Here is a 19,013-nt window from a genome sequence, read left to right as displayed (position 1 = left end):
GTTTTTATACCGATCGGTATATTTTTGGTTAAAAAAAATCAGAGTTCTACAATTAGTTTTCGAAGCGTCTGCATGATGGAACGGTTATGGTTTAGTTTTCCAGTTAGTTTGATCATCATACGCGAACCTTCGATTAATGCAATGATCGCCAAGGCATTTTCTTCGGCATCGGTTTCGGGTTTAAATTCGCCTTTTTCTTTGCCTTTGTTAATAAGATGCATCAAGGAATCTTTCCAATATAATAAGGCATTTTTAGCCGTTTCTTTTAGTGCCGGATGCGTATCATCGGCTTCAATGGCTGTATTCAAAATCGGACAACCACCAGCCGGGAAATCGTGTTTGGCAAAATCTTCGTATAAATCCGGATAACATAATAATTTGTCCCGATAGCTCTTTTTTTCGGCAATCGCACGAATCACCAGACTACTCACTTTATTGAGATTGTATTCCAAAACAGCCAACGCCACCTCGTCTTTATTTTTAAAATTTCCGTAAATACTCCCTTTGGTTAGCCCGGTTGCGCTGGTAAGATCCTGTAACGAAGTACCCCAAAAACCTCTGGAATTAAAGATTGGAGCAGTTTTTTCGATAATGAACTGTTTGGTTTTTTCGGCTTTGCCCATTGGTTACAGATAAAAAACAAATATATACCGATTGGTATTATTTTGCAATACTTTTAATTTAAAATTAGTATATAGAAATGGTGTTTCGCCTATTTTGGTACTGATAAAACCGCAAAAGACCATGAAATTATCCGATTATACCATTAATTGACAAGCAATCAGGTCAATTGTGATCGTTTTCGCAACAGCATATAAACTAAAGCAAAGACCGACATTACGGCTGTGGTGTACATAATGATCGGGATTTTTGCGATGACATCCTGATAATACCATCCGGCACAAAGCGCCCCAAGACCAATACCGGCTTCGAGTGCGATATACATGGTTGCCATGGCTTTTCCACGATGATCCACATGACTCATATCGACAGTCCAGGCGTTTAAAGCCGGTGATAAAATACCGGTGGCAATACCATAAATAGAAGCACCGACCATCAATCCGGTAAACGTATCGGCAAAACCGATAACCGCCAACGAAACGAACAATAAAACCAGTCCGATATTGATCACGCGGATACGACCGTATTGATCGGAGGCTTTACCGGCTATAAAACGGATCACCAATGAAGCGATTGTATAGACCATAAAAAACAAACCCTTATTCTCAATACCCATATGCTGACTCCAATCCGGGATAAGCGTTAGGATCGCGCCATAGGCAATATAAGACAGAAAAGTAACAATAGCGGCCGGAAGTACTTCGACGGCTATGATATCCTTTCGGGAGATTTTTAAAATGGAAAAACGGAAACGTTCTTTGTCCTTAAGCGTCTCTTTCATGTTCAGTAAAATCAAAATCGACAACAGCGCAAACAGGGAAGAGGCATAAAAGAGTATATTCATCGAAAAATAGAGCTTTATCGAACTTCCGATTGCCGGTCCGATTGCCATTCCGGTACTAAAACAAAGTCCGTGTAAACCCAACGCTTCGCCCCAACGTTCCCTTGGAATAATATCGGCTACATAGGCGGCCGTAGCCGTAGGTTTAAAACCGGTTGAAAAACCATGTAGTAATCGCAGGAATAAAAAGCCGGAAACCGTACTTAAAACCGGGTAAAGGAAACCACATACAAAACAAACGATAGAACCGGTAGCCATAACGGGAACGCGTCCCATGGTATCGGTAAGCCGGCCGCTAAAAGGTCTTGAAATACCGGCAGTAAGTGTAAATAAAGCGATGATCAAGCCTTTATATTCCGCACCGCCCATGCTACTCAGATATTCCGGTAGTTCGGGTATAAGCATATTAAAACTGGCTGAAAATAGTAAAGAACTCAGGCATACCAAGCCGAAGTGAATATTGTAAATGGGATGGGAGGGCTTAGTAATCATTTCCGATAAAGATTTTAAGCACGCAAAATTACGAACTAAAAGCGAGACCGGAAAAAATAGTCCGATCTATTTGGAAGCGTTGTGACGTTATTTTGAGCCATCAGATTTGTTAAAAAAATAAAATGGCTTGGATTTAACCGAGTAAAAAGACATTTTTTGTAAGGTGATTTTGATTCTATTTTATTTTTGTAAAGCTTTTTTAGTTAAAAAAATAGCGGAGTTAATTATTTTTTTTTATACTTTTAGGAGTAAGTTTCAACCATTAAAATTATAACTAATGAAAAAGTTAACGTTAACCCTTGCTGTATGCGGAATGTTATTCGCAACATCGTGTAAAAAAGAAACACCAAAACCGGAAGAAGAAACAATGGAAGTAGCGCCACCACCAGCACCTGCTGAAATGGAAGCCGACACCAATTCGGATATGACGAAGTTGGAGGCTGACGTGAAAGCGGCGGAGAAGTCGTTGGAAGAAGCGAAAGCTAAAGGTGACAAAGCTGCAGAAAAACTGGCTCAGGAGGCTGTAGATAAAGCGAAAGCGGCCTGGGAAACAGCAAAAACCAAAACAGCAGAGGCTGCTCAGGACGTAAAAGATGCTGCAAACAAAGCCGCTGAAGACGTTAAAGCCGGAACTGAAAAAGCAAAAGAAGACGCTAAAAACGCTATGGATAAATTGAAAAAATAAGTCCTGTAATGAAAAAGTAAAACCGGGGTTTCGATCCCGGTTTTTTTATTGGTTTAAATTTATAATGTTGATATGTAGTGTTTTAGTGTAATTTTTTTAAATTTGAAAAGACTTTGGCAATTGAGCCGTGTCGGACCAAACAACAATAACCCCTATAAACGAATGACTATGAAAAAAATACTACTTCTTTTTACAGGTTTGTTACTGGTTGCCTGTAGCGATGATGCAACAACTGTAGCGAGCGCTCCACAGGATCAGAATGTCAATTTCCAGATGGTTGGAAAAGGAAACCTTTATGGTGGCAGTTCTGAAAATATTGGTCAGCAAAATTTAGTGATCAATTCACAAGCGGAATGGGATGCCTTAAAAGCAGCGATGGATGCCGTTAATAATACGACCTATCAGTTTACGCAAACGGAGGTTGATTTTGAGTTATATCAGGTATTGGCCATTTTTGATGAAGTTAAAATGAGCGGCGGATGGACGATTGACATTACGGATATAGCCGAGAACCAACAAAATTTGTTAGTTCATCTGGACAATATCAAAACAGGCGATGCGACCACGGTGATTACACAACCTTTTGAAATTGTAAAAATCAAACGAACCGGGAAGCCGATTGTCTTTGAAGACTAAAAAAGCAGATAAAAATAAAATGAGCCATTAAGGCTCATTTTTGTTTTAAGATAATTACAAATACAATCGTTATTGTGTTATTGTTGGAAACATAATGGTGAAAATTTGTGTATTCCGTCATAAATAGTGATTTTAGCGAGGCCAAACCAACACCCATGAAAAACATTGCACTCGCTTTTTCCGGAGGCGGATTCCGGGCAGCGGCCTATAGTTTGGGATGTCTGTCTTATCTAAACAGAATTCAATACGAAGGGAAACCGTTGTTACATAATGTCCGTTATATATCATCGACTTCCGGTGGTAGTATTACCAATTTATCCTACAGCAGCTTTCTATTTGAAGGGAAAACCTTCGAGGAATTTTATACCTTTCTGGATCAGCAACTCACAGGCGAACAACTTTTAGCCGATGCAATCCAAACCTTAGACAATCCAGCCTTCTGGAAGGAACGACCACATAAGAGTCGTAACTTTATTAATGCTTTTAGTCTGGTATACGATAAAATGTTTGCCGGAAAAACCTTCGGAGTATTTTCACAATCCGAAAACCCGGTACACCTGGAGGAAATCTGTGTCAATGCAACCGAATTTTCAAACGGATTACCGTTTCGTTTCCAATCGCAAAATGGTGATAAAAAACGATCCGGTGGAAAAATTGGAAACCGCTATATCTATTTTACGCCAAAAGGAAAAACCGTAGCCGATCAGCTTAGATTGTCCGATATATTAGCTTGTTCGTCCTGTTTTCCGTCCGGTTTTGAACCCATGTTGTTCCCGGAAGACTTTACAGGTCCGAATCTGACTAAAGAAGCGTTGGAAAATGCCATTGCCTATGAAGAAAACGAATATACCCTGTCCGATTACAATCGGGTGGATTTCCTTAAAAATAAAAATTTCGAGCAAAAACAATTCGGAATCATGGACGGCGGAATTACCGACAATCAGGGAATCGGTTCCTTTTTAAAAGCGGACGACCGACGAAAAAAAGCGGATAAATTTGATTTGTTTATCAGTTGTGATGTGAGCAGTTATCTGATGGATGGTTATACGTTGCCGGTTTATAAAAACCGTTGGTATAATGGTTTTTCACTTCGTAGTATCGGAACCCTGTTTTTTCTGCTGGCATGCGTGTTCCCATTGCTATTGGTTTTTATTAATCAGTGGAAGCCGTGGCATTACATTGTAGGAACGCTGTCCGGAATTTTTTCGGCGGTAGTGATCGGATTTATGGTGTCAAAAATGATAAAAGCGGTCCGAAAAACTTCCGAAACCGGATCCTGGAATACCGTATTTAAAAAATACAGTAATGTATTGTACAGATTGCGTTTTGACATTTTAAAACACATGTTGCTATCAAGAGCCAAATCGGTTTTTATTTTGGCCAATGATATATATCTGAAACAAATCCGGCGCATGTATTACGATCGTTTGTTTACGGATAAAAAATACCGTGATAAAGTCATTCAGAATACGATTTACGATCTGAGCCGAACCAAATTTAATCCCGACGATGTTTCCATCGATCCGTTATATCCGTCGCAAAAACTAATTGCAACAGCCGAAAAAGCCAGAACGATGAGTACAACCTTATGGTTTGATTCCCGTCATCAGTCGGAAAAAGTAAAGGAAAGCATTATTGCCACCGGACAGTTTACCACCTGTTATAACCTGTTGCAATACCTGAAAAAAATAAAAGAAACCGATAAAACACCTGAAATTATCGAATTGGAAGCGCTGTTAAAGTTTGATTTTGAAACCTTTAATGCCGATCCGTTATTTATGATCGCGGCTAGGGCAACGTCTTAATAAATGCAACGGAACGTTGTAAGGCAATAGTTCCGGCTTTATCGTCGAGATCAAATTGGTACTGGTGCGGCAGTTTCGGAGTATAGGTATTCGGGAAAAACAAGGTGTCGACCGGAACGCCCAAATCACATAGATGTCGGGCCAATACCTGTGATTGCAACAATAAATCGTCTCCATTTCCGGCCGAAATAAACGCCGGTGGAAAATTTTTAGTGATGTATTGGTTTACTGAAGCGGTTTTAAAATAAGCATCGTTCATAAAATCTTTGGTACCGCTATACGACCATAATATCGGTCTGGCGAGTCCTTTAAATCCGGTTTCCACATCGGTTTTGCCAATGTCGTATGGTCCACAATACAGAACCAATCCGGCAATGGGACAAACCGGAGTTTTCGGAAGAATCCCCAGTAGTTTGGCATATTCCGGGGACGTAAGTAAAGCAGCGGTTTGTGCTGCAATTTGCGCTCCGGCCGAATCGCCTGCCAAAATCATTTTCGCAGTGCGGATATGCAATCGGTGTTGGTTTTGTATCAGATAATCCAAGGCTGTATTCAATTGGCGTACCGGACCGGGATAGACTACGGATGGTGCCAGTGCATAGTCAATACTAACCACCGAAAAACCTTTTGAGGCCAGTATTTTACCATAATTGGCTACCTGTTCTTTATTCCCGGAAAGCCATCCGCCACCGTGAACCCAGACAATGGAGGCCGTTATCGGTTGATTTTCGGGATAATACACATCCAGAAGCGCTTCCGGATCGGTCGGATCATAACATTGATCCGGTATTGTAGTAATACGATCCGGAACGTATTTTTCTATGGCTTCCGACTTTTTATCGGCGCCGTAATCAAACGCATACCGAAGAAAAAGTGCCATAGGCCACGGACTGATTTTAGAAGTGGTATAGCCAGCAATACCCAAAATCAGAAGGGTTCCCAACAATCCTAAAATGATCTTTTTAATTTTCATAACGAAGTATTGGTTCAGCATTTTTTTGATCCGTATCGCGAGGTTATACAAATATAACACTTCTGTTTTTCCGGTTAAAATTTGTTACTGTAACGAAAACAAGGTACATTTAAGGTAAAATTTGGCATTGATGACTTTGGAAGGATTGATCAACCAGTGGAGCACTTTATTCCTATCGGTTTATTACCTGATCGTAATAACGGTTTGCTGTATTGTTATCTACAACACCAAATCACCAGCCAAAGCCTCTGCCTACCTGCTTTTGGTTACTTTCCTTCCGGTAGCGGGTATTTTTGTTTACTTTTCTTTTGGATTCAATTACCGGAAACGGGAAATTTATTCCAAGAAGATCATAAAAGACGATAATTTACTGGCTCAGGTAATACGGGCGGTCAACGATAATTCCCGGAAGATACTGCAAAACAAACCGGAAGCTTTCGGCAATTTTGACAGTGTAGCGAAGATGGTTTTAAAAAATGAAAACAGTCTGATTTCCGATACCAATCGTGTTGATTTACTGATTAACGGGGAGCAAAAGTTTCCAAGATTACTGGAGGATATGGAGGCGGCCGAAAAAAATATTCATCTCGAATATTATATCTACGAAGACGATGAAACCGGAAATGCGATTGCCAACCTGCTTATCCGAAAAGCCAGAGAAGGTATAGCGGTACGTTTTGTTTATGACGCTTTTGGGAGTTCCGGGATCAAAAAACTGGCGCGTCGGCTACGGGAAAACGGTGTGGAAGTCTATCCATTTTATAAAATCATTTTTTCACTGCTCGCCAACCGTGTCAACAACCGAAATCACCGGAAAATAGTGGTGATAGATGGTAAAATTGGCTATGTAGGCGGCATTAATGTAAGCGATCGCTATATAAACGACTCTCGTTTTGAAAACGACTATTATTGGCGGGATGCGAGCATCCGTATCGCGGGAACTGGTGTGTATAACCTGCAATATACTTTTTTAAGCGACTGGAACTTTGCCTCCGGACAAACCTTACAGCCGGAAGAATGCTTTTTTCCGTCCGGATTAAACCGCGAAAAGGCAGGAAATACTATTGTGCAGACGGTTGTTAGTGGAGCCGATTCGAAGATACCGTCCATTATGTTATCGATGGCACAAAGCATCGCGGTATCGCGAAAGGAAGTATTACTTACCTCACCGTATTTTATTCCGGACGAAACCCTGTTGAACGCGATTAAAGTTGTCGCGTTAAGCGGTATTGCGGTTAAAGTACTGGTTCCAGGCATTTCCGATTCGAAAATAGTAAATGCGGTATCGGCTTCGTATTATAAAGAATTGATGGAAGCCGGAGTTGCGGTATACCGTTACCAAAAAGGATTTGTTCATGCCAAGACTATGGTTTGCGACGGACAATTTAGTATGGTAGGTTCGGCCAATATGGATTACAGGAGTTTTGATCTGAATTTTGAAGCCAATGCGATTATTTATGATACGACCATAGCGGAAGCGTTACGCGCTCAATTTTACAAAGACCTTGACGATTCCGAACAGATTGATCCGGTACAATGGCGAAAACGATCCCGGATGCAAAAATTTAAAGAGCGACTGGTACGTTTGGCAGCTCCGTTAATGTAACTGATCGTGATAAAAAGGGGAATCATCGGAAAATTGGTATCAAAATTGACAAATGCCGTACCTTTGTAACAAACCCCAAGCCTATGAGTCGAATAGCTATTTTTAGTGATGTACATGGAAACCTTCCGGCTTTAAAAACCATTTTAGCCGATTTGGATGTACGAAAACCCGATCAGGTATATTGTCTGGGTGATCTGGTCGATTTTGCACCCTGGCCGAATGAAGTGATCGAATTATTACGAAGTTCCCGCATACCTTGTATCATGGGAAATCATGATGAGCGCATTGCTTTTGATTACCCGGTGATTCCGTTGAAAAAACATTCCGAGGATGAAACCCGTGCGCGGATTCAGGCTGTTGCTCATACCCGTGATACCATTACGCCCGGAAACAAAGACTTTTTAAGCAAACTGCCGCAAAAAATCAAGCTTACTTTTACGCAACAGGAACGCGAACTGGCCCTGTTACTGGTACATGGCAGTACGAGAAGTAACGAAGAATATATTTATGAAAACCATAACGAGGCCGATCTGTACGACATGATGGAACAGGAAAATGCCGATGTTCTGGTTATGGGACATACCCACCAATCGTATATCCGAAAAATCAAAGCCGGTGAAGCCATCGAAAAACTGGCGCTGAATTGTGGTTCGGTGGGACGTTCCAAAGAAGGTGAATCGATGGCGACCTATTTACTGTTGGATATCGGAACAACAACATTAACGGTCGAAATCATTAAATTACCCTATCCGGTAGAAGAAACGGCTGATGCTATTATGACAAGCGGAATTCCCGATTTTTACGCCAATTTCCTATTGTTACAACGCCAGGAACGGGTTATTCGAAATTATCATAATACGTAAAATCTTTAGTGATCATTCCATTTTCAATTGTAAAAATAGTACAGATCGGTAGCAGGAACCGGGACTTATCCGGTGCTGTACCACTTGACGTAAACTCGACTACTACATGATGTTCTCCAGCCAGATAAATCGTCGAAACGGTATCTTTCAGATCGGGAAAGAGCTGTGCTAATTCCGTATATTTTTTAATGATCTGATAGCGGGATTGCTTGACCACATCCGGACCGAGTGACGGATCCCGGAATTCGGCCGTTTCGGTATACATTTCAGACAGTTTTGCCCAATCGTGCTTGTTAAAATAGTCGAAATACTGTTGGATCAGTTTTTCGTTTTGGTGTAACGTTTCTTTTCGATCTGTTTTTTTATCGGAACAAGACACCATTACCGCTAAGGCGAACAAGGCTAAGATAAGATTTTTCATAAGCGTATCGATTAGATATAATTGTAAAAGTCACAGAAATTTAGTAATTTAAAACCAGATAGTAGTTTCTTCTGACAGGAAATTTTGAATTTGGGCAGGTAAAAGAAGAAATAAGAAGCTGTATTCACTTTTAAATCGATCGATATGGAAAAACAATTGTTCAAAAACATTAAAAATGCTGTAAAACATTGGTATTTATCGCTTATTGTAGGTATTCTGTTTCTTTTATTCGGATTCTGGATTTTAAAAACACCATTGGAGTCCTATGTAACGCTGGCCCTTTTGTTTGGTGTTATTTTTTTAGTAAACGGGATTTTCGAAATTATTTTTTCAATTAGCAATCGAAAAGAAATCGATAACTGGGGTTGGATATTGGCCGGTGGGATTATCGATTTGCTGTTCGGAATTGTATTGGCATCCAACGTGGGATTGTCGATGGCAGTATTGCCGTTTTATGTCGGATTTATGTTATTGTTCCGATCGGTGGCAGCCATAGGCTATGCGTTCGATCTGAAAGGTTTTGGCATACGTGACTGGTATTGGCTGTTGCTACTGGGAATTTTGGGATTACTTTTTTCGTTTATTATGATCTGGAATCCGGTTTTTGGCGGAATGACCATCATCATCTGGACGGCAATGGCTTTTATCACCTATGGTATTTTTAGGATTATTCTGGCTTTTAAACTACGCCGATTGCATACATTCAGTAAAAAGCATTTTGAAGACTAATGTTTTTTAAATCTGTTGATTATGAATACTTTGGACTGTTAAATATAAACGAAGAAAAAACAAATTCTTTTTACCGGAAATGATTTTTTCGTAATTTTAAGAGGCTAAATTTAAAAAGAAAGTTATGTCTGATAAACTTAATATAGTATTGGTTCACGGCGCATGGGGTGACGGTTCGCATTGGAAAAATGTGATTCCGGAACTCGCAATGGCAGGACATACGGTCGTAGCCGCACAAAATCCGTTAACGGCATTGGCTGATGATGTGGAAACGGTTAAGCGACTGGTTGAATCTTTGGAAGGTCCTACACTTTTGGTTGGGCATTCGTATGGAGGAGTAGTTATAACAGATGCCGCGGCAAAATGTCCGGATGTAGTAGGACTCGTCTATATCGCTGCTTTTGCGCCTGATGAAACCGAAAACCTAAAAACCCTGCTGACTAAGGATGCCATTCCGGCCGGAGGTGCTCATATTTATCCGGATGCTTATGGGAATTTCTGGATCAAAAGAGACAAATTCAGAGAAAGTTTTGCCCACGATTGTAGCGAAGCCGAAGCGCTGGTTATGGCAGCAACCCATAAGCCCACATCGGGAAGGTGCTTTGAAGACAAGCCCACAACCGTAGGTTGGAAGCGATTACCGGTTTGGTATCAGATTTCGGAAAGCGACCAGATGTTGCCACCGATCACACAACATTTTTTTGCCGAAAGGATGAATGCCAAAACCTTGTCGCTCGATGCCAGTCATGCGTCAATGGTTTCTCATCCGCATGAGATTGCAAAACTGATACTACATGCGGTTAAAGAACTGGAAAAGTAATACTGAAACAAAATAGCAACACCCGGATTTCCGGGTGTTGCTATTTTAATATTAATGATGCAAATAATTGCTCGGTCCGCCGGTACCTTCGATCGATTCCGGTAATATGCCGTAACGATTTCGCAAATCGACTTTGCCCAGTTTTTCGCCGGTCTTCACATCGACTACGGTAATCGTCCCGGAATTTAAGTTGGGTAGATTTAGCAGATTGTTCTGAACCGCAACCACCTCTCTTCCGGATTTTGTTTTAAAGAAAACCATATGATGCGCCCCCTCATCGGCATCCAGTGTTCGCAAAAGCTTTAAAGTCGGCAATTCGCTGATATCGAAAACCAACACTTTTCCGGGTTCTCCAAAACTAACATAAAGATGTTTGTTATTGTCCATATACATTTCCAAAGCCCATCCCAATCCCATAGTCGAACCGTCGAATGCCTTGGTAAAAGCATCGTATTTACCGGTAGTCGCATTATAAGGAGCCATCCAGATATCGCCGCCCAACATCGTCGTCGCCAGCGCAAATTTCGGAAACTGACCGCGCAGTAATAAAACCTCCACCGGACTCGACATATCCGAAGGACTATCGGCAACCGTATAAGTTTCGATCATTTCATAGGTGTTCAAATCGATTAGGGTACAGGTATTGCCCACACCGGAAGTCAGATCCGGATGAATCGTTGAGGTTACCATCATCAATCCTTTTTCGGCACTGATCGAAATACCGTGCGGATACATGATAAACGTATTCGGATTTGCATCAATAGAACCCGATATTGTTTTGATCAATTGATTATTAGTCGCGTTAAAAACACCCACACTTCCGCCCTTCAGACTACCGTCGCCACCCATAAATGTCACAAAATACCGATTATCACTTGTAAAGAAAATATCTTCACCAACCGTACTTGTCCCGGTATTTATCGGAGTAGCGCTCACCAATGTCGGTAAGCCATTGGCATCTTCCACCGTACGGATCTGATACAGATAACTACCACCTAAAGCCGTCGTATAGAGCCTTTGGGCAAAATAGTCGTAATAAATATGATGCGGAAGTACGCCAACACCCAATTCCAATCGACTGCTAATATTTCCAAAATTAGGCGATTCAGGATCGAGTTCGATCACCGCCATGCCATCCGAACCACCGTTCAGATCCCGATAATCGATAAAAAACATCGAATCATGCGAAGTACCAACCGGATTGTCGTCGTGATCATTACAACCGGAAAGAAGTGCCCAAAAAAGGCATCCGGAAAAGAAAAGTAATTTTTTTACCATAACAGTATTGATTTTTGGGATTAATTCTAAAAACTAAAATACGCAAAATGTGATTAATTTTAAAATAAATATAAAAAAAAAATGGTTCTTTTTGAGAATATTTTATATTTTTAAATTCACCAAAGCTAATTCCTTTTATTACAGTATTTTATGGTATTTGTATGAAATTACTGCTGTTATCAATAGCATTCGGTATAAATACGTGAATTGATAAACGGGTATTTGTACTTGGTAATTAAGGGTTTGTATTTGTGATATTTATAGTTTATTAAATTGAAAGTGAAGGTGTTGAACATTCACTGTCGAATAATGAGAAATACTAGATTTTGAATACATAAAAATATTCTCATTTTGAGAATAAAAAAATACCTCAAATCGTTCATTAACGTAATTATTTAACTTGTTATAATATGGCTTATTTAAATTCACCAAGACTAACCTTTTCAGGGAAGTTTCAGGCAGATCCTTCCACGGTAAACAATGATGTGAATCATTACAACAATGCGACCTTCCAACCCAGCTATCAGGAATACGGGGAAGGAGGAACGAATGGTTGGTGGAATCCGGACGGAACCGGGAACTGGCGTTTGATAGACTGCGTCATAACCAGTGTGACCTATATGGACGGCACTACAACCAGTGATCCTGCTAAGGACCCGATTATCGGGATGAGTATTATGGATGCCAACAGCCGGGTAGCTGGAAAAATTGTGGATCTGGACCCGCAACAACAATCGGTTTCCCAAATTTGGGGAATGATTGTTCGGATTGGACAAGGCGAAACCGATTTTGTAAAAGGAAATTTTGAACCAATTGCCTTTAACGACATCTGGTGGAATCGTTCAACGACTCAAAAAGGATCCGGTGGCGCATCGGCTAGCTATCAGTCGGTAGTTACAGACCTGCAATGGTCGGAAGTAGAAAGTAAATCCCGTTATCTGGAGGAACTACGAAAAGAAAGCCCGGAGCGCTTATCGATGAAATTCAATGTGGATATTTTTAACCAGCAACACGATTCCGCCCATTTTACAATTGGCCGAATAGTGGGAAGTATCGGACCATCGCGTATGGACGAACCGAAACACTTTATAATGGGTAGACAATTCGTTTCCGATCTTACCTGTAACAGTGGAATGTATATGCCATTGAGCACCTCCGTATATGTGGCCAATGGACTACTACAGGAAGAAACCAAAGAATTTATTCTGGATCTTGGAAATTTTCTGCAAACTGCAGGTCCGGAAGGAGCCATTGCAGAATCACGCACATTGGTTCTAGCTGCAAATATTGGAGGTGAAGCGTATGTTCCGCTGGGAGAACTCAACTTTAAACTACCAAAATGGTATGAAAACAGAGGTGGTTTGGTTAAGATCAGGCTAACTGACGAGCAGGTGGATATGGTGAGAAATTGCCCATTGGCCATCATGAACCAGCAATCGGACGGAAGCTTATCGCCTTTAGTTAAAGAACTTACCCATTATGTAAGAGCCGACCAGTTTGTATTCCGGATGAATTCGGGAGAAGAAAGTAACATCGATTTCTACGCAACCTATTTAGGGAAACCGATGGTAAATCAGGCTATTGTTTGTCAGTTTCAAGATAGTTTGATCAATATTATGGGACAAGGAGACGGAACGCCGGCCACTTCCACACCAAATATTCTGGCTTTCGAGCCCGGTGTAGTAACCGATACTAATGGAAAAGCGACACTAACAGTAAAAGCATCCAATCCGCAAAATCCAAGAGGATTTATCGATGGTCAGGTTTATGCACTATGGTATTACCTGGAAGGATATCCAACGGTCGATTTCACTTTTACAATAAAAGATGGAAATCCGGTTGTATTACCAGCCGCATTATCGGGGATCGATCCGACGAACTTTATCAGTATTCTGGTTTTCGATTCCGTTAAGCCGGAAGTCATTGCAAAACCAGATTGGGACAAAGACGTGCAACCGGTAATGCAGCAATATGCCAATTTGTACCCGCTAATGTCCAAAGGCATTTTTAATCTTGCCAATAGAGAAGTGGTCGATAATAACGCCAAACTACTGCGCTTTGTTTTCGATCTGCCAAGAGAAGATCCGAACCATATGCCGGTTACCCGTGACCTTTCGAGAGACAAAAAACAGATGATACTGAATTATTTGGACCGTGCCATAAAAGAAAATGCATTGGCCGATTTATCAACAGCAGAACGTATCATCCAAAGCACCTAAAACAAACAAGCAAACAACAAAACAAAACCAACTACTCATGATTTATCTTAAAAATATACAAATAGAAACGATTGAAGATATCAGAAAGGCACTTCAAACGGCAATTGAGCTGGAACACTCGACGATTCCACCTTATCTGACTGCTATGTTTACCCTGTTTGAAACCGGGAATAATGAAATTTCAAAATTAATCGGATCCGTTGTAGTAGAAGAAATGCTGCATTTATCCATCGCATGTAATTTAATGAACGCTATTGGAGGAAAACCGGTACTAAACCAACCGGGTTTTATCCCAACGTATCCGGGGCCACTTCCGGGCGGCGTGGATTCCGGTTTGATTGTACCGATCGCAAAATTTACAAAAGACCTGATGAAAGACGTTTTTATGGCGATTGAAGAACCGGAAGATCCGATCAAAATAAAAAGTTTTATGATGATGAAAGGAGCAGAAGACAAACTGACCATCGGAATGTTTTACGATAAAATTGCCAAACAGCTTACCTTTTTGGAAGCAGAAGCAAAATTAAAAGGTAAAACCATTTTTACAGGCGATTCGACGTATCAGATGACCAATGAAAAATGGTTTCCGGCCAAAGAATTATTCCCGATCAAGGATTTGATTACTGCATTAAAAGGGATCAATATTATAGTGGATCAGGGAGAAGGAACCAGTACCGATCCTTTTATAAGTGAAAAAGATTTAGGGCCGGGTGAAGCAACAGAACCGGCACATTACTATCGTTTTGAGGAAATCTATAAAGGTCGAAAACTGGTTAAAGATCCGAATGCCGAAAGTGGGTATTCGTACTCCGGAGATCCTATTCCGTGTGACGAATCAAAAATCCCGAATATGGCCAAAAACCCTAAAATGAGCGATTACCCTGTAGATTCTCCAGCTTATGTAAACAGCAAGTTTTTTAATTACACCTATACCAACCTGTTAAACAGTTTGCATATCACATTTAACGGAGCACCGGAAAAAATCGACACGGCAATGGGGTTGATGTATTCGTTGCGATTATACGCTTTACGACTATTAAAGCTGCCTAGTCCGAACCAACCGGGATATACCGCCGGACCTAGCTATGAATATATCACAAACGATAATCTAACGCCAAGTGAAAAAGATCAGTACATGGAAAACAAAGTAAATGTTTAATATAAAACACCGGACAGATGTATAAAACGGCAGAAATTACAGCACACCAGGTACTACTGGAATTGTTGCAGGACAGCTTACCGGAAGTCCAACGCAGCTGGTTCGACGCCAACATAGGTTCTAAAAATAGAGATGAACTGGGAAACCAGTTCATTTCCTTATTTAGTTTGATTCCGCGTCATATCACGCTGGATTTACCGGAATACAAACCGGAAACCCTAAGCCGACTGGAAAAATTGTATCCCGGATTTGCGGCTTCAGAATGGAACAACCAACAATTGAGCCGGGTATTTTTAATGGTTAACCTACCGTTGGAAAGAAATGAAAACCTACTGAAACTGATCTTTGAAACTGCCGATATAAAAGAGCTGATAACCCTTTACAAAGGCTTGTATTTTCTGGATAATGCAGAAGATTTCACCTTGCGGATGCAGGAAGGTGTGCGCACCAATATGACCGATGTTTTCGAAGCCATAGCGCTGCACAACCCGTATGCTTATTTGTATTTACCCGAAGACGCCTGGAACCAGTTGGTTTTAAAAGCCGTTTTTACCGCACGACCCTTATTCCGTATTTATGGTTTGGATTTGCGGGCCAACGAAAAACTGGCTTTTATGCTCCACGGATACATCCACGAACGCTGGTCGGCGGGAAGAGCCGTAACCCCGGAAATATGGAGAGGAATTGAAGGTTTTGTCGATGAAGTAATCGAAACCGATCTGTATAAAGTCATGCAAACCGGCACGCCGCTCGAACAAGAAGTGGCCGCCAAAGTTTTGGAGTCCAACGGCAGAGGTTGGAACGAAATAGGAGCCGATTATGAGGCGCTGATCAAAAACACATAACACCATTACAAATTATTAAAAAAGAAACACGATGTATTTTATAGACCCACATATTCACATGGTATCCAGAACAACTGATGATTACCAAGCCATGCGCGCCGCCGGAATTGTAGCCGTAATTGAACCTGCTTTTTGGTTGGGACAACCCCGAACCGAAGCCGGATCCTTTAAAGATTATTTCAGTACGCTAATCGGTTGGGAACGTTTCCGTGCTTCCCAATTTGGAATCAAGCATTATTGTACGATGGGACTTAACTCCAAAGAAGCGAATAACGAAGCACTGGCAGAACAGGTAATGGAATTATTACCCTTATTTGCCGGAAAAGAAGGCGTCGTGGCCATTGGCGAAATTGGTTATGATGATCAAACAGCTGCGGAAGACAAATATTTCAGATTACAAATAGAACTGGCGTTGCAGTTTAATCTTCCGGTTATGGTACATACGCCACACCGCGATAAAATCAACGGAACCATCAGAAGTATGGACGTACTCGAAGAACACGGTATTCCGCCTCATATGGTTGTGATTGATCACAACAACGAAGAAACCGTAAAACACGTATTGGACAGAGGCTATTGGACCGCATTTACCATTTATCCGAATACCAAAATGGGGAACGAACGAATGGTTGAAATTGTCAAAAAATACGGCTCCGAAAGAATTATTGTCGACAGTTCAGCCGATTGGGGTGTAAGTGATCCGTTATCCGTACCCAAAACAGCCGCTTTAATGCTGGAAAGAGGTATTGCTAAAGAAGACGTACACCTGACTTGTTATAAAAATGCCTTAACCGCCTATTCGCAAAGTGGACAGATGAAAGAAGACGACTGGAAAAAAGAAATGATCGTAGAGCAGTCGGCTTTGTATGACGGTAGCGGAATCCTGAGAGGACAAGAAGCCAAAGTCGTATCGTTTTCGAATATTGTTGATAATTAACCGATACAATGAAATTATATTATTATCTGACGTTAATGCGACCGGCCAATATCATGACGGCTTTATCCGACATTTTGGGCGGCGTAGCGATTTCCGGTTTTCTTATCGCAACCGATTGGGACACAACGTCGTGGAGTAGTGTCGGATGGTTATTGCTTGCTACCATTGGTCTTTATGCCGGAGGAATTGTTTTTAACGACGTTTTCGACCTTAAAGAAGACCGTGTCAATCGTCCGGAAAGAATTTTACCCAGTGGAAAAGTCTCTGTTACAGAAGCATCGGTACTCGGAATTGTACTTTTCGTTATGGGGATTGTATCCGCTTTTATGGTGTCCAAAATCAGTGGCATTTTGGCTCTGATTATTATGGTATTGGCTTTAACCTACGATAAAATCGGGAAACACCATTCGTTTCTGGGACCCTTAAATATGGGACTTTGTCGTGGCGGTAATTTATTACTCGGCATGAGTATCATCCCCGAAAACATATTCCGTGACGGGTATATGGTGATCATCCCGGTATTGTTTATTGCCGCGATAACGTTAACCGGACAAAAAGAAGTAAGCGGCAACAACAAAACATCCATTTTGCTAGCCATGCTTTTGGATGCGGTAGTCGTAATTCTATTTATCGGGATTAGTCAATACGGCAACCTTAATTTAAAAATTGCCGCACCGTTTCTGGTACTTTGGTATGGTGTTAACTTTTTAGCCAAGTACAAAGCCTATAAAAACAACCAACCCGATTGGATCAAAAAAGCCGTAAAAACAGGCGTGTTGTCGCTAATACTACTCAATGCCTGTTATATCGCCGGATTTGCAAACTGGAATTATGCCCTTCCGGTTTTAATCTTATTGCCATTATCCGTTTTACTGGCTCGAAAATTTGCAGTAACCTGATTTATAATTTAATACGATAAATTATGTATAAAGCCCAAAATATCCGTCAGCATTTTCAGGTAGACTATCATTACGATGTTGTTTTTACCCGTAATGTCTTTAAAACCGACAATAAAGAACTTATAAACATCATTAAAACCGAAAATTCCAAAATAGTGGTGGTGATCGAACGAGATATCGCGGTTTATCATCCCAACATCATTAACGATATATCCGATTATTTTGAATTACATACAGTTGACAGCAGTATCTTGATTGTAAGAGGCGGCGAAAACATTAAAAATGATGATCATACTATTGAAGAAATATTACAACTCATTCACAACAACCGCATCGACAGACATTCCTATTTAATCGCCATTGGAGGAGGCGCCGTACTCGATGCCGCAGGATATGCCGCCGCTATTGCTCACCGCGGGATTCGTTTGATTCGCGTTCCGACAACGGTATTGTCGCAAAACGATTCGGGAGTAGGCGTAAAAACCAGTATTAATTACTTTGGAAAAAAGAACTTTCTGGGAACCTTTTCGCCACCATATGCCGTTATCAACGATTCCTGTTTTTTGGAAACCCTTGACGACAGAAACTGGCGTTCGGGAATTTCAGAAGCGATAAAAGTAGCGTTGATCAAAGATGCTGCTTTTTTTAACTGGATCGCCCAAAATACCGAAGCACTAAACGAACGGAATATGGCGGTTATGGAACAATTGATTTTCCGTTGTGCCCAATTGCATATCGAACATATAGGAACTGCAGGTGATCCGTTTGAAAAAGGCTCGTCACGACCATTGGATTTCGGACACTGGGCTGCGCATAAACTCGAATATTTGTCCGGATACGAAGTGCTTCACGGAGAAGCCGTTGCTATTGGAATAGCACTGGATTCGGTATATTCATACAAAACCGGACGATTGGATGAAGAAGCGTTACAGCGCATTCTGACCTGTTTAACCGATTTAGGCTTTGAAATTTTTCACACTTTATTATCGGATAAAACCCAATCGGAAGTCAATCCGCTATTGTATAAAGGACTTGAAGAATTCAGAGAACATCTGGGAGGAGAACTCACTGTCATGTTGTTAAAAGGTATCGGAACTGGTGAGGAAGTACACCATATCGAAAAAACGATCCTTTCGCAGGCAGTTCAATATCTGATAAAATCGAATGTTCTAATTCAGGAATAA

18 protein-coding genes are annotated in these 19,013 nt (G+C 41.0%); 13 read left to right on the top strand and 5 right to left on the bottom strand.

All coding sequences use genetic code 11. From position 1 onward, the window contains the following. Nucleotides 1–38: 38 nt before the first annotated feature. Nucleotides 39–623 carry a TetR/AcrR family transcriptional regulator gene (locus tag ABFU83_RS09560; protein WP_347065483.1) on the bottom strand — a complete coding sequence of 195 codons (585 nt, stop codon included), beginning with the start codon at nucleotides 621–623 and terminating at the stop codon, nucleotides 39–41. A gap of 158 nt (nucleotides 624–781) precedes the next feature. Next, nucleotides 782–1,954, bottom strand: a complete 1,173-nt coding sequence (locus tag ABFU83_RS09555) for an MFS transporter (protein ID WP_347065481.1) — start codon at nucleotides 1,952–1,954, stop codon at nucleotides 782–784. Between the two features lie 277 nt (nucleotides 1,955–2,231). Here ABFU83_RS09555 and ABFU83_RS09550 point away from each other — a divergent pair, with 277 nt between their 5' ends. The 3 genes from ABFU83_RS09550 to ABFU83_RS09540 all read left to right on the top strand — a co-directional run bounded on the left by ABFU83_RS09550 (nucleotide 2,232) and on the right by ABFU83_RS09540 (nucleotide 5,080). Beyond that, nucleotides 2,232–2,639, top strand: a complete 408-nt coding sequence (locus ABFU83_RS09550) for a hypothetical protein (protein WP_347065479.1) — start codon at nucleotides 2,232–2,234, stop codon at nucleotides 2,637–2,639. Nucleotides 2,640–2,807: 168 nt separating this feature from the next. Further along, the gene (locus ABFU83_RS09545; RefSeq protein ID WP_347065477.1) at nucleotides 2,808–3,275 is read left to right on the top strand and encodes a protease complex subunit PrcB family protein; all 468 of its coding nucleotides are present in this window, start codon (nucleotides 2,808–2,810) and stop codon (nucleotides 3,273–3,275) included. Between the two features lie 155 nt (nucleotides 3,276–3,430). Further along, nucleotides 3,431–5,080 (top strand): patatin-like phospholipase family protein, encoded by a 1,650-nt coding sequence (locus ABFU83_RS09540; RefSeq protein WP_347065475.1) that lies wholly within the window; start codon nucleotides 3,431–3,433, stop codon nucleotides 5,078–5,080. Here ABFU83_RS09540 and ABFU83_RS09535 read toward each other — a convergent pair. After that, nucleotides 5,064–6,053, bottom strand: coding sequence for an alpha/beta hydrolase (locus tag ABFU83_RS09535; RefSeq protein ID WP_347065474.1), 990 nt, complete (start codon nucleotides 6,051–6,053; stop codon nucleotides 5,064–5,066). The genes ABFU83_RS09540 and ABFU83_RS09535 overlap by 17 nt on opposite strands. Before the next feature lie 130 nt (nucleotides 6,054–6,183). Between ABFU83_RS09535 and cls the strand changes: the two genes are divergently transcribed. Both cls and ABFU83_RS09525 read left to right on the top strand, forming a co-directional pair. Further along, nucleotides 6,184–7,659 carry a cardiolipin synthase gene (gene cls, locus ABFU83_RS09530; protein ID WP_347065472.1) on the top strand — a complete coding sequence of 492 codons (1,476 nt, stop codon included), beginning with the start codon at nucleotides 6,184–6,186 and terminating at the stop codon, nucleotides 7,657–7,659. A gap of 83 nt (nucleotides 7,660–7,742) precedes the next feature. Beyond that, nucleotides 7,743–8,522 carry a metallophosphoesterase family protein gene (locus ABFU83_RS09525; protein ID WP_347065470.1) on the top strand — a complete coding sequence of 260 codons (780 nt, stop codon included), beginning with the start codon at nucleotides 7,743–7,745 and terminating at the stop codon, nucleotides 8,520–8,522. Here ABFU83_RS09525 and ABFU83_RS09520 read toward each other — a convergent pair. After that, nucleotides 8,497–8,943 (bottom strand): nuclear transport factor 2 family protein, encoded by a 447-nt coding sequence (locus ABFU83_RS09520; protein WP_347065468.1) that lies wholly within the window; start codon nucleotides 8,941–8,943, stop codon nucleotides 8,497–8,499. The two genes, ABFU83_RS09525 and ABFU83_RS09520, sit on opposite strands and share 26 nt — an antisense overlap. Nucleotides 8,944–9,087: 144 nt before the next feature. On the opposite strand from ABFU83_RS09520, the gene ABFU83_RS09515 reads away from it, so the two are divergent. Both ABFU83_RS09515 and ABFU83_RS09510 read left to right on the top strand, forming a co-directional pair. Continuing rightward, entirely contained in the window at nucleotides 9,088–9,672 is a 585-nt protein-coding gene (locus tag ABFU83_RS09515; protein ID WP_347065467.1) for an HdeD family acid-resistance protein, read from the top strand. 124 nt (nucleotides 9,673–9,796) lie between these two features. Next, on the top strand, nucleotides 9,797–10,492 hold the full coding sequence (locus ABFU83_RS09510; protein ID WP_347065465.1) for an alpha/beta hydrolase: 696 nt from the start codon (nucleotides 9,797–9,799) through the stop codon (nucleotides 10,490–10,492). Between the two features lie 51 nt (nucleotides 10,493–10,543). On the opposite strand, the gene ABFU83_RS09505 is transcribed toward ABFU83_RS09510, so the two are convergent. Next, a complete protein-coding gene (locus ABFU83_RS09505) occupies nucleotides 10,544–11,770 on the bottom strand; it encodes a hypothetical protein (protein WP_347065464.1) in 1,227 nt (408 codons plus the stop codon). Nucleotides 11,771–12,180: 410 nt separating this feature from the next. Between ABFU83_RS09505 and ABFU83_RS09500 the strand changes: the two genes are divergently transcribed. Genes ABFU83_RS09500 through ABFU83_RS09475 form a run of 6 tightly spaced genes read left to right on the top strand, consistent with a single transcriptional unit; the run spans nucleotide 12,181 to nucleotide 19,013 of the window. Next, complete coding sequence (locus tag ABFU83_RS09500) at nucleotides 12,181–13,989, top strand: hypothetical protein (RefSeq protein ID WP_347065463.1); 1,809 nt, start codon at nucleotides 12,181–12,183, stop codon at nucleotides 13,987–13,989. A gap of 37 nt (nucleotides 13,990–14,026) precedes the next feature. Next, entirely contained in the window at nucleotides 14,027–15,148 is a 1,122-nt protein-coding gene (locus ABFU83_RS09495) for a ferritin-like protein (RefSeq protein WP_347065462.1), read from the top strand. 17 nt (nucleotides 15,149–15,165) lie between these two features. After that, nucleotides 15,166–15,993: an EboA domain-containing protein gene (locus tag ABFU83_RS09490; protein WP_347065460.1), complete on the top strand. Its 828-nt coding sequence runs from the start codon at nucleotides 15,166–15,168 to the stop codon at nucleotides 15,991–15,993. Between the two features lie 31 nt (nucleotides 15,994–16,024). After that, nucleotides 16,025–16,930, top strand: coding sequence for a TatD family hydrolase (locus tag ABFU83_RS09485; protein ID WP_347065458.1), 906 nt, complete (start codon nucleotides 16,025–16,027; stop codon nucleotides 16,928–16,930). Nucleotides 16,931–16,938: 8 nt separating this feature from the next. Next, on the top strand, nucleotides 16,939–17,829 hold the full coding sequence (gene eboC / locus ABFU83_RS09480; protein ID WP_347065456.1) for a UbiA-like protein EboC: 891 nt from the start codon (nucleotides 16,939–16,941) through the stop codon (nucleotides 17,827–17,829). Nucleotides 17,830–17,852: 23 nt separating this feature from the next. Beyond that, entirely contained in the window at nucleotides 17,853–19,013 is a 1,161-nt protein-coding gene (locus tag ABFU83_RS09475) for a 3-dehydroquinate synthase (RefSeq protein ID WP_347065455.1), read from the top strand.

This window comes from Flavobacterium sp. WV_118_3 (assembly GCF_039778605.1).
Classification (GTDB): Bacteria; Bacteroidota; Bacteroidia; order Flavobacteriales; family Flavobacteriaceae; genus Flavobacterium.
Note: the sequence above shows the minus strand (reverse complement) of the source record. Positions and strands in the feature narration are given on the sequence as shown.

What these genes read in the sequence shown, in the direction of transcription:
- ABFU83_RS09540 (WP_347065475.1), top strand. Translation starts at nt 3,431, where the DNA reads ATGAAAAACATTGCACTCGCTTTTTCCGGAGGCGGATTCCGGGCAGCG.
- ABFU83_RS09535 (WP_347065474.1), bottom strand. Translation starts at nt 6,053, where the DNA reads ATGAAAATTAAAAAGATCATTTTAGGATTGTTGGGAACCCTTCTGATT.
- ABFU83_RS09500 (WP_347065463.1), top strand. Translation starts at nt 12,181, where the DNA reads ATGGCTTATTTAAATTCACCAAGACTAACCTTTTCAGGGAAGTTTCAG.
- ABFU83_RS09525 (WP_347065470.1), top strand. Translation starts at nt 7,743, where the DNA reads ATGAGTCGAATAGCTATTTTTAGTGATGTACATGGAAACCTTCCGGCT.
- ABFU83_RS09485 (WP_347065458.1), top strand. Translation starts at nt 16,025, where the DNA reads ATGTATTTTATAGACCCACATATTCACATGGTATCCAGAACAACTGAT.
- ABFU83_RS09490 (WP_347065460.1), top strand. Translation starts at nt 15,166, where the DNA reads ATGTATAAAACGGCAGAAATTACAGCACACCAGGTACTACTGGAATTG.
- ABFU83_RS09510 (WP_347065465.1), top strand. Translation starts at nt 9,797, where the DNA reads ATGTCTGATAAACTTAATATAGTATTGGTTCACGGCGCATGGGGTGAC.
- ABFU83_RS09520 (WP_347065468.1), bottom strand. Translation starts at nt 8,943, where the DNA reads ATGAAAAATCTTATCTTAGCCTTGTTCGCCTTAGCGGTAATGGTGTCT.
- ABFU83_RS09475 (WP_347065455.1), top strand. Translation starts at nt 17,853, where the DNA reads ATGTATAAAGCCCAAAATATCCGTCAGCATTTTCAGGTAGACTATCAT.
- ABFU83_RS09495 (WP_347065462.1), top strand. Translation starts at nt 14,027, where the DNA reads ATGATTTATCTTAAAAATATACAAATAGAAACGATTGAAGATATCAGA.
- cls (WP_347065472.1), top strand. Translation starts at nt 6,184, where the DNA reads ATGACTTTGGAAGGATTGATCAACCAGTGGAGCACTTTATTCCTATCG.
- ABFU83_RS09505 (WP_347065464.1), bottom strand. Translation starts at nt 11,770, where the DNA reads ATGGTAAAAAAATTACTTTTCTTTTCCGGATGCCTTTTTTGGGCACTT.
- ABFU83_RS09550 (WP_347065479.1), top strand. Translation starts at nt 2,232, where the DNA reads ATGAAAAAGTTAACGTTAACCCTTGCTGTATGCGGAATGTTATTCGCA.
- ABFU83_RS09560 (WP_347065483.1), bottom strand. Translation starts at nt 623, where the DNA reads ATGGGCAAAGCCGAAAAAACCAAACAGTTCATTATCGAAAAAACTGCT.
- eboC (WP_347065456.1), top strand. Translation starts at nt 16,939, where the DNA reads ATGAAATTATATTATTATCTGACGTTAATGCGACCGGCCAATATCATG.
- ABFU83_RS09545 (WP_347065477.1), top strand. Translation starts at nt 2,808, where the DNA reads ATGAAAAAAATACTACTTCTTTTTACAGGTTTGTTACTGGTTGCCTGT.
- ABFU83_RS09555 (WP_347065481.1), bottom strand. Translation starts at nt 1,954, where the DNA reads ATGATTACTAAGCCCTCCCATCCCATTTACAATATTCACTTCGGCTTG.
- ABFU83_RS09515 (WP_347065467.1), top strand. Translation starts at nt 9,088, where the DNA reads ATGGAAAAACAATTGTTCAAAAACATTAAAAATGCTGTAAAACATTGG.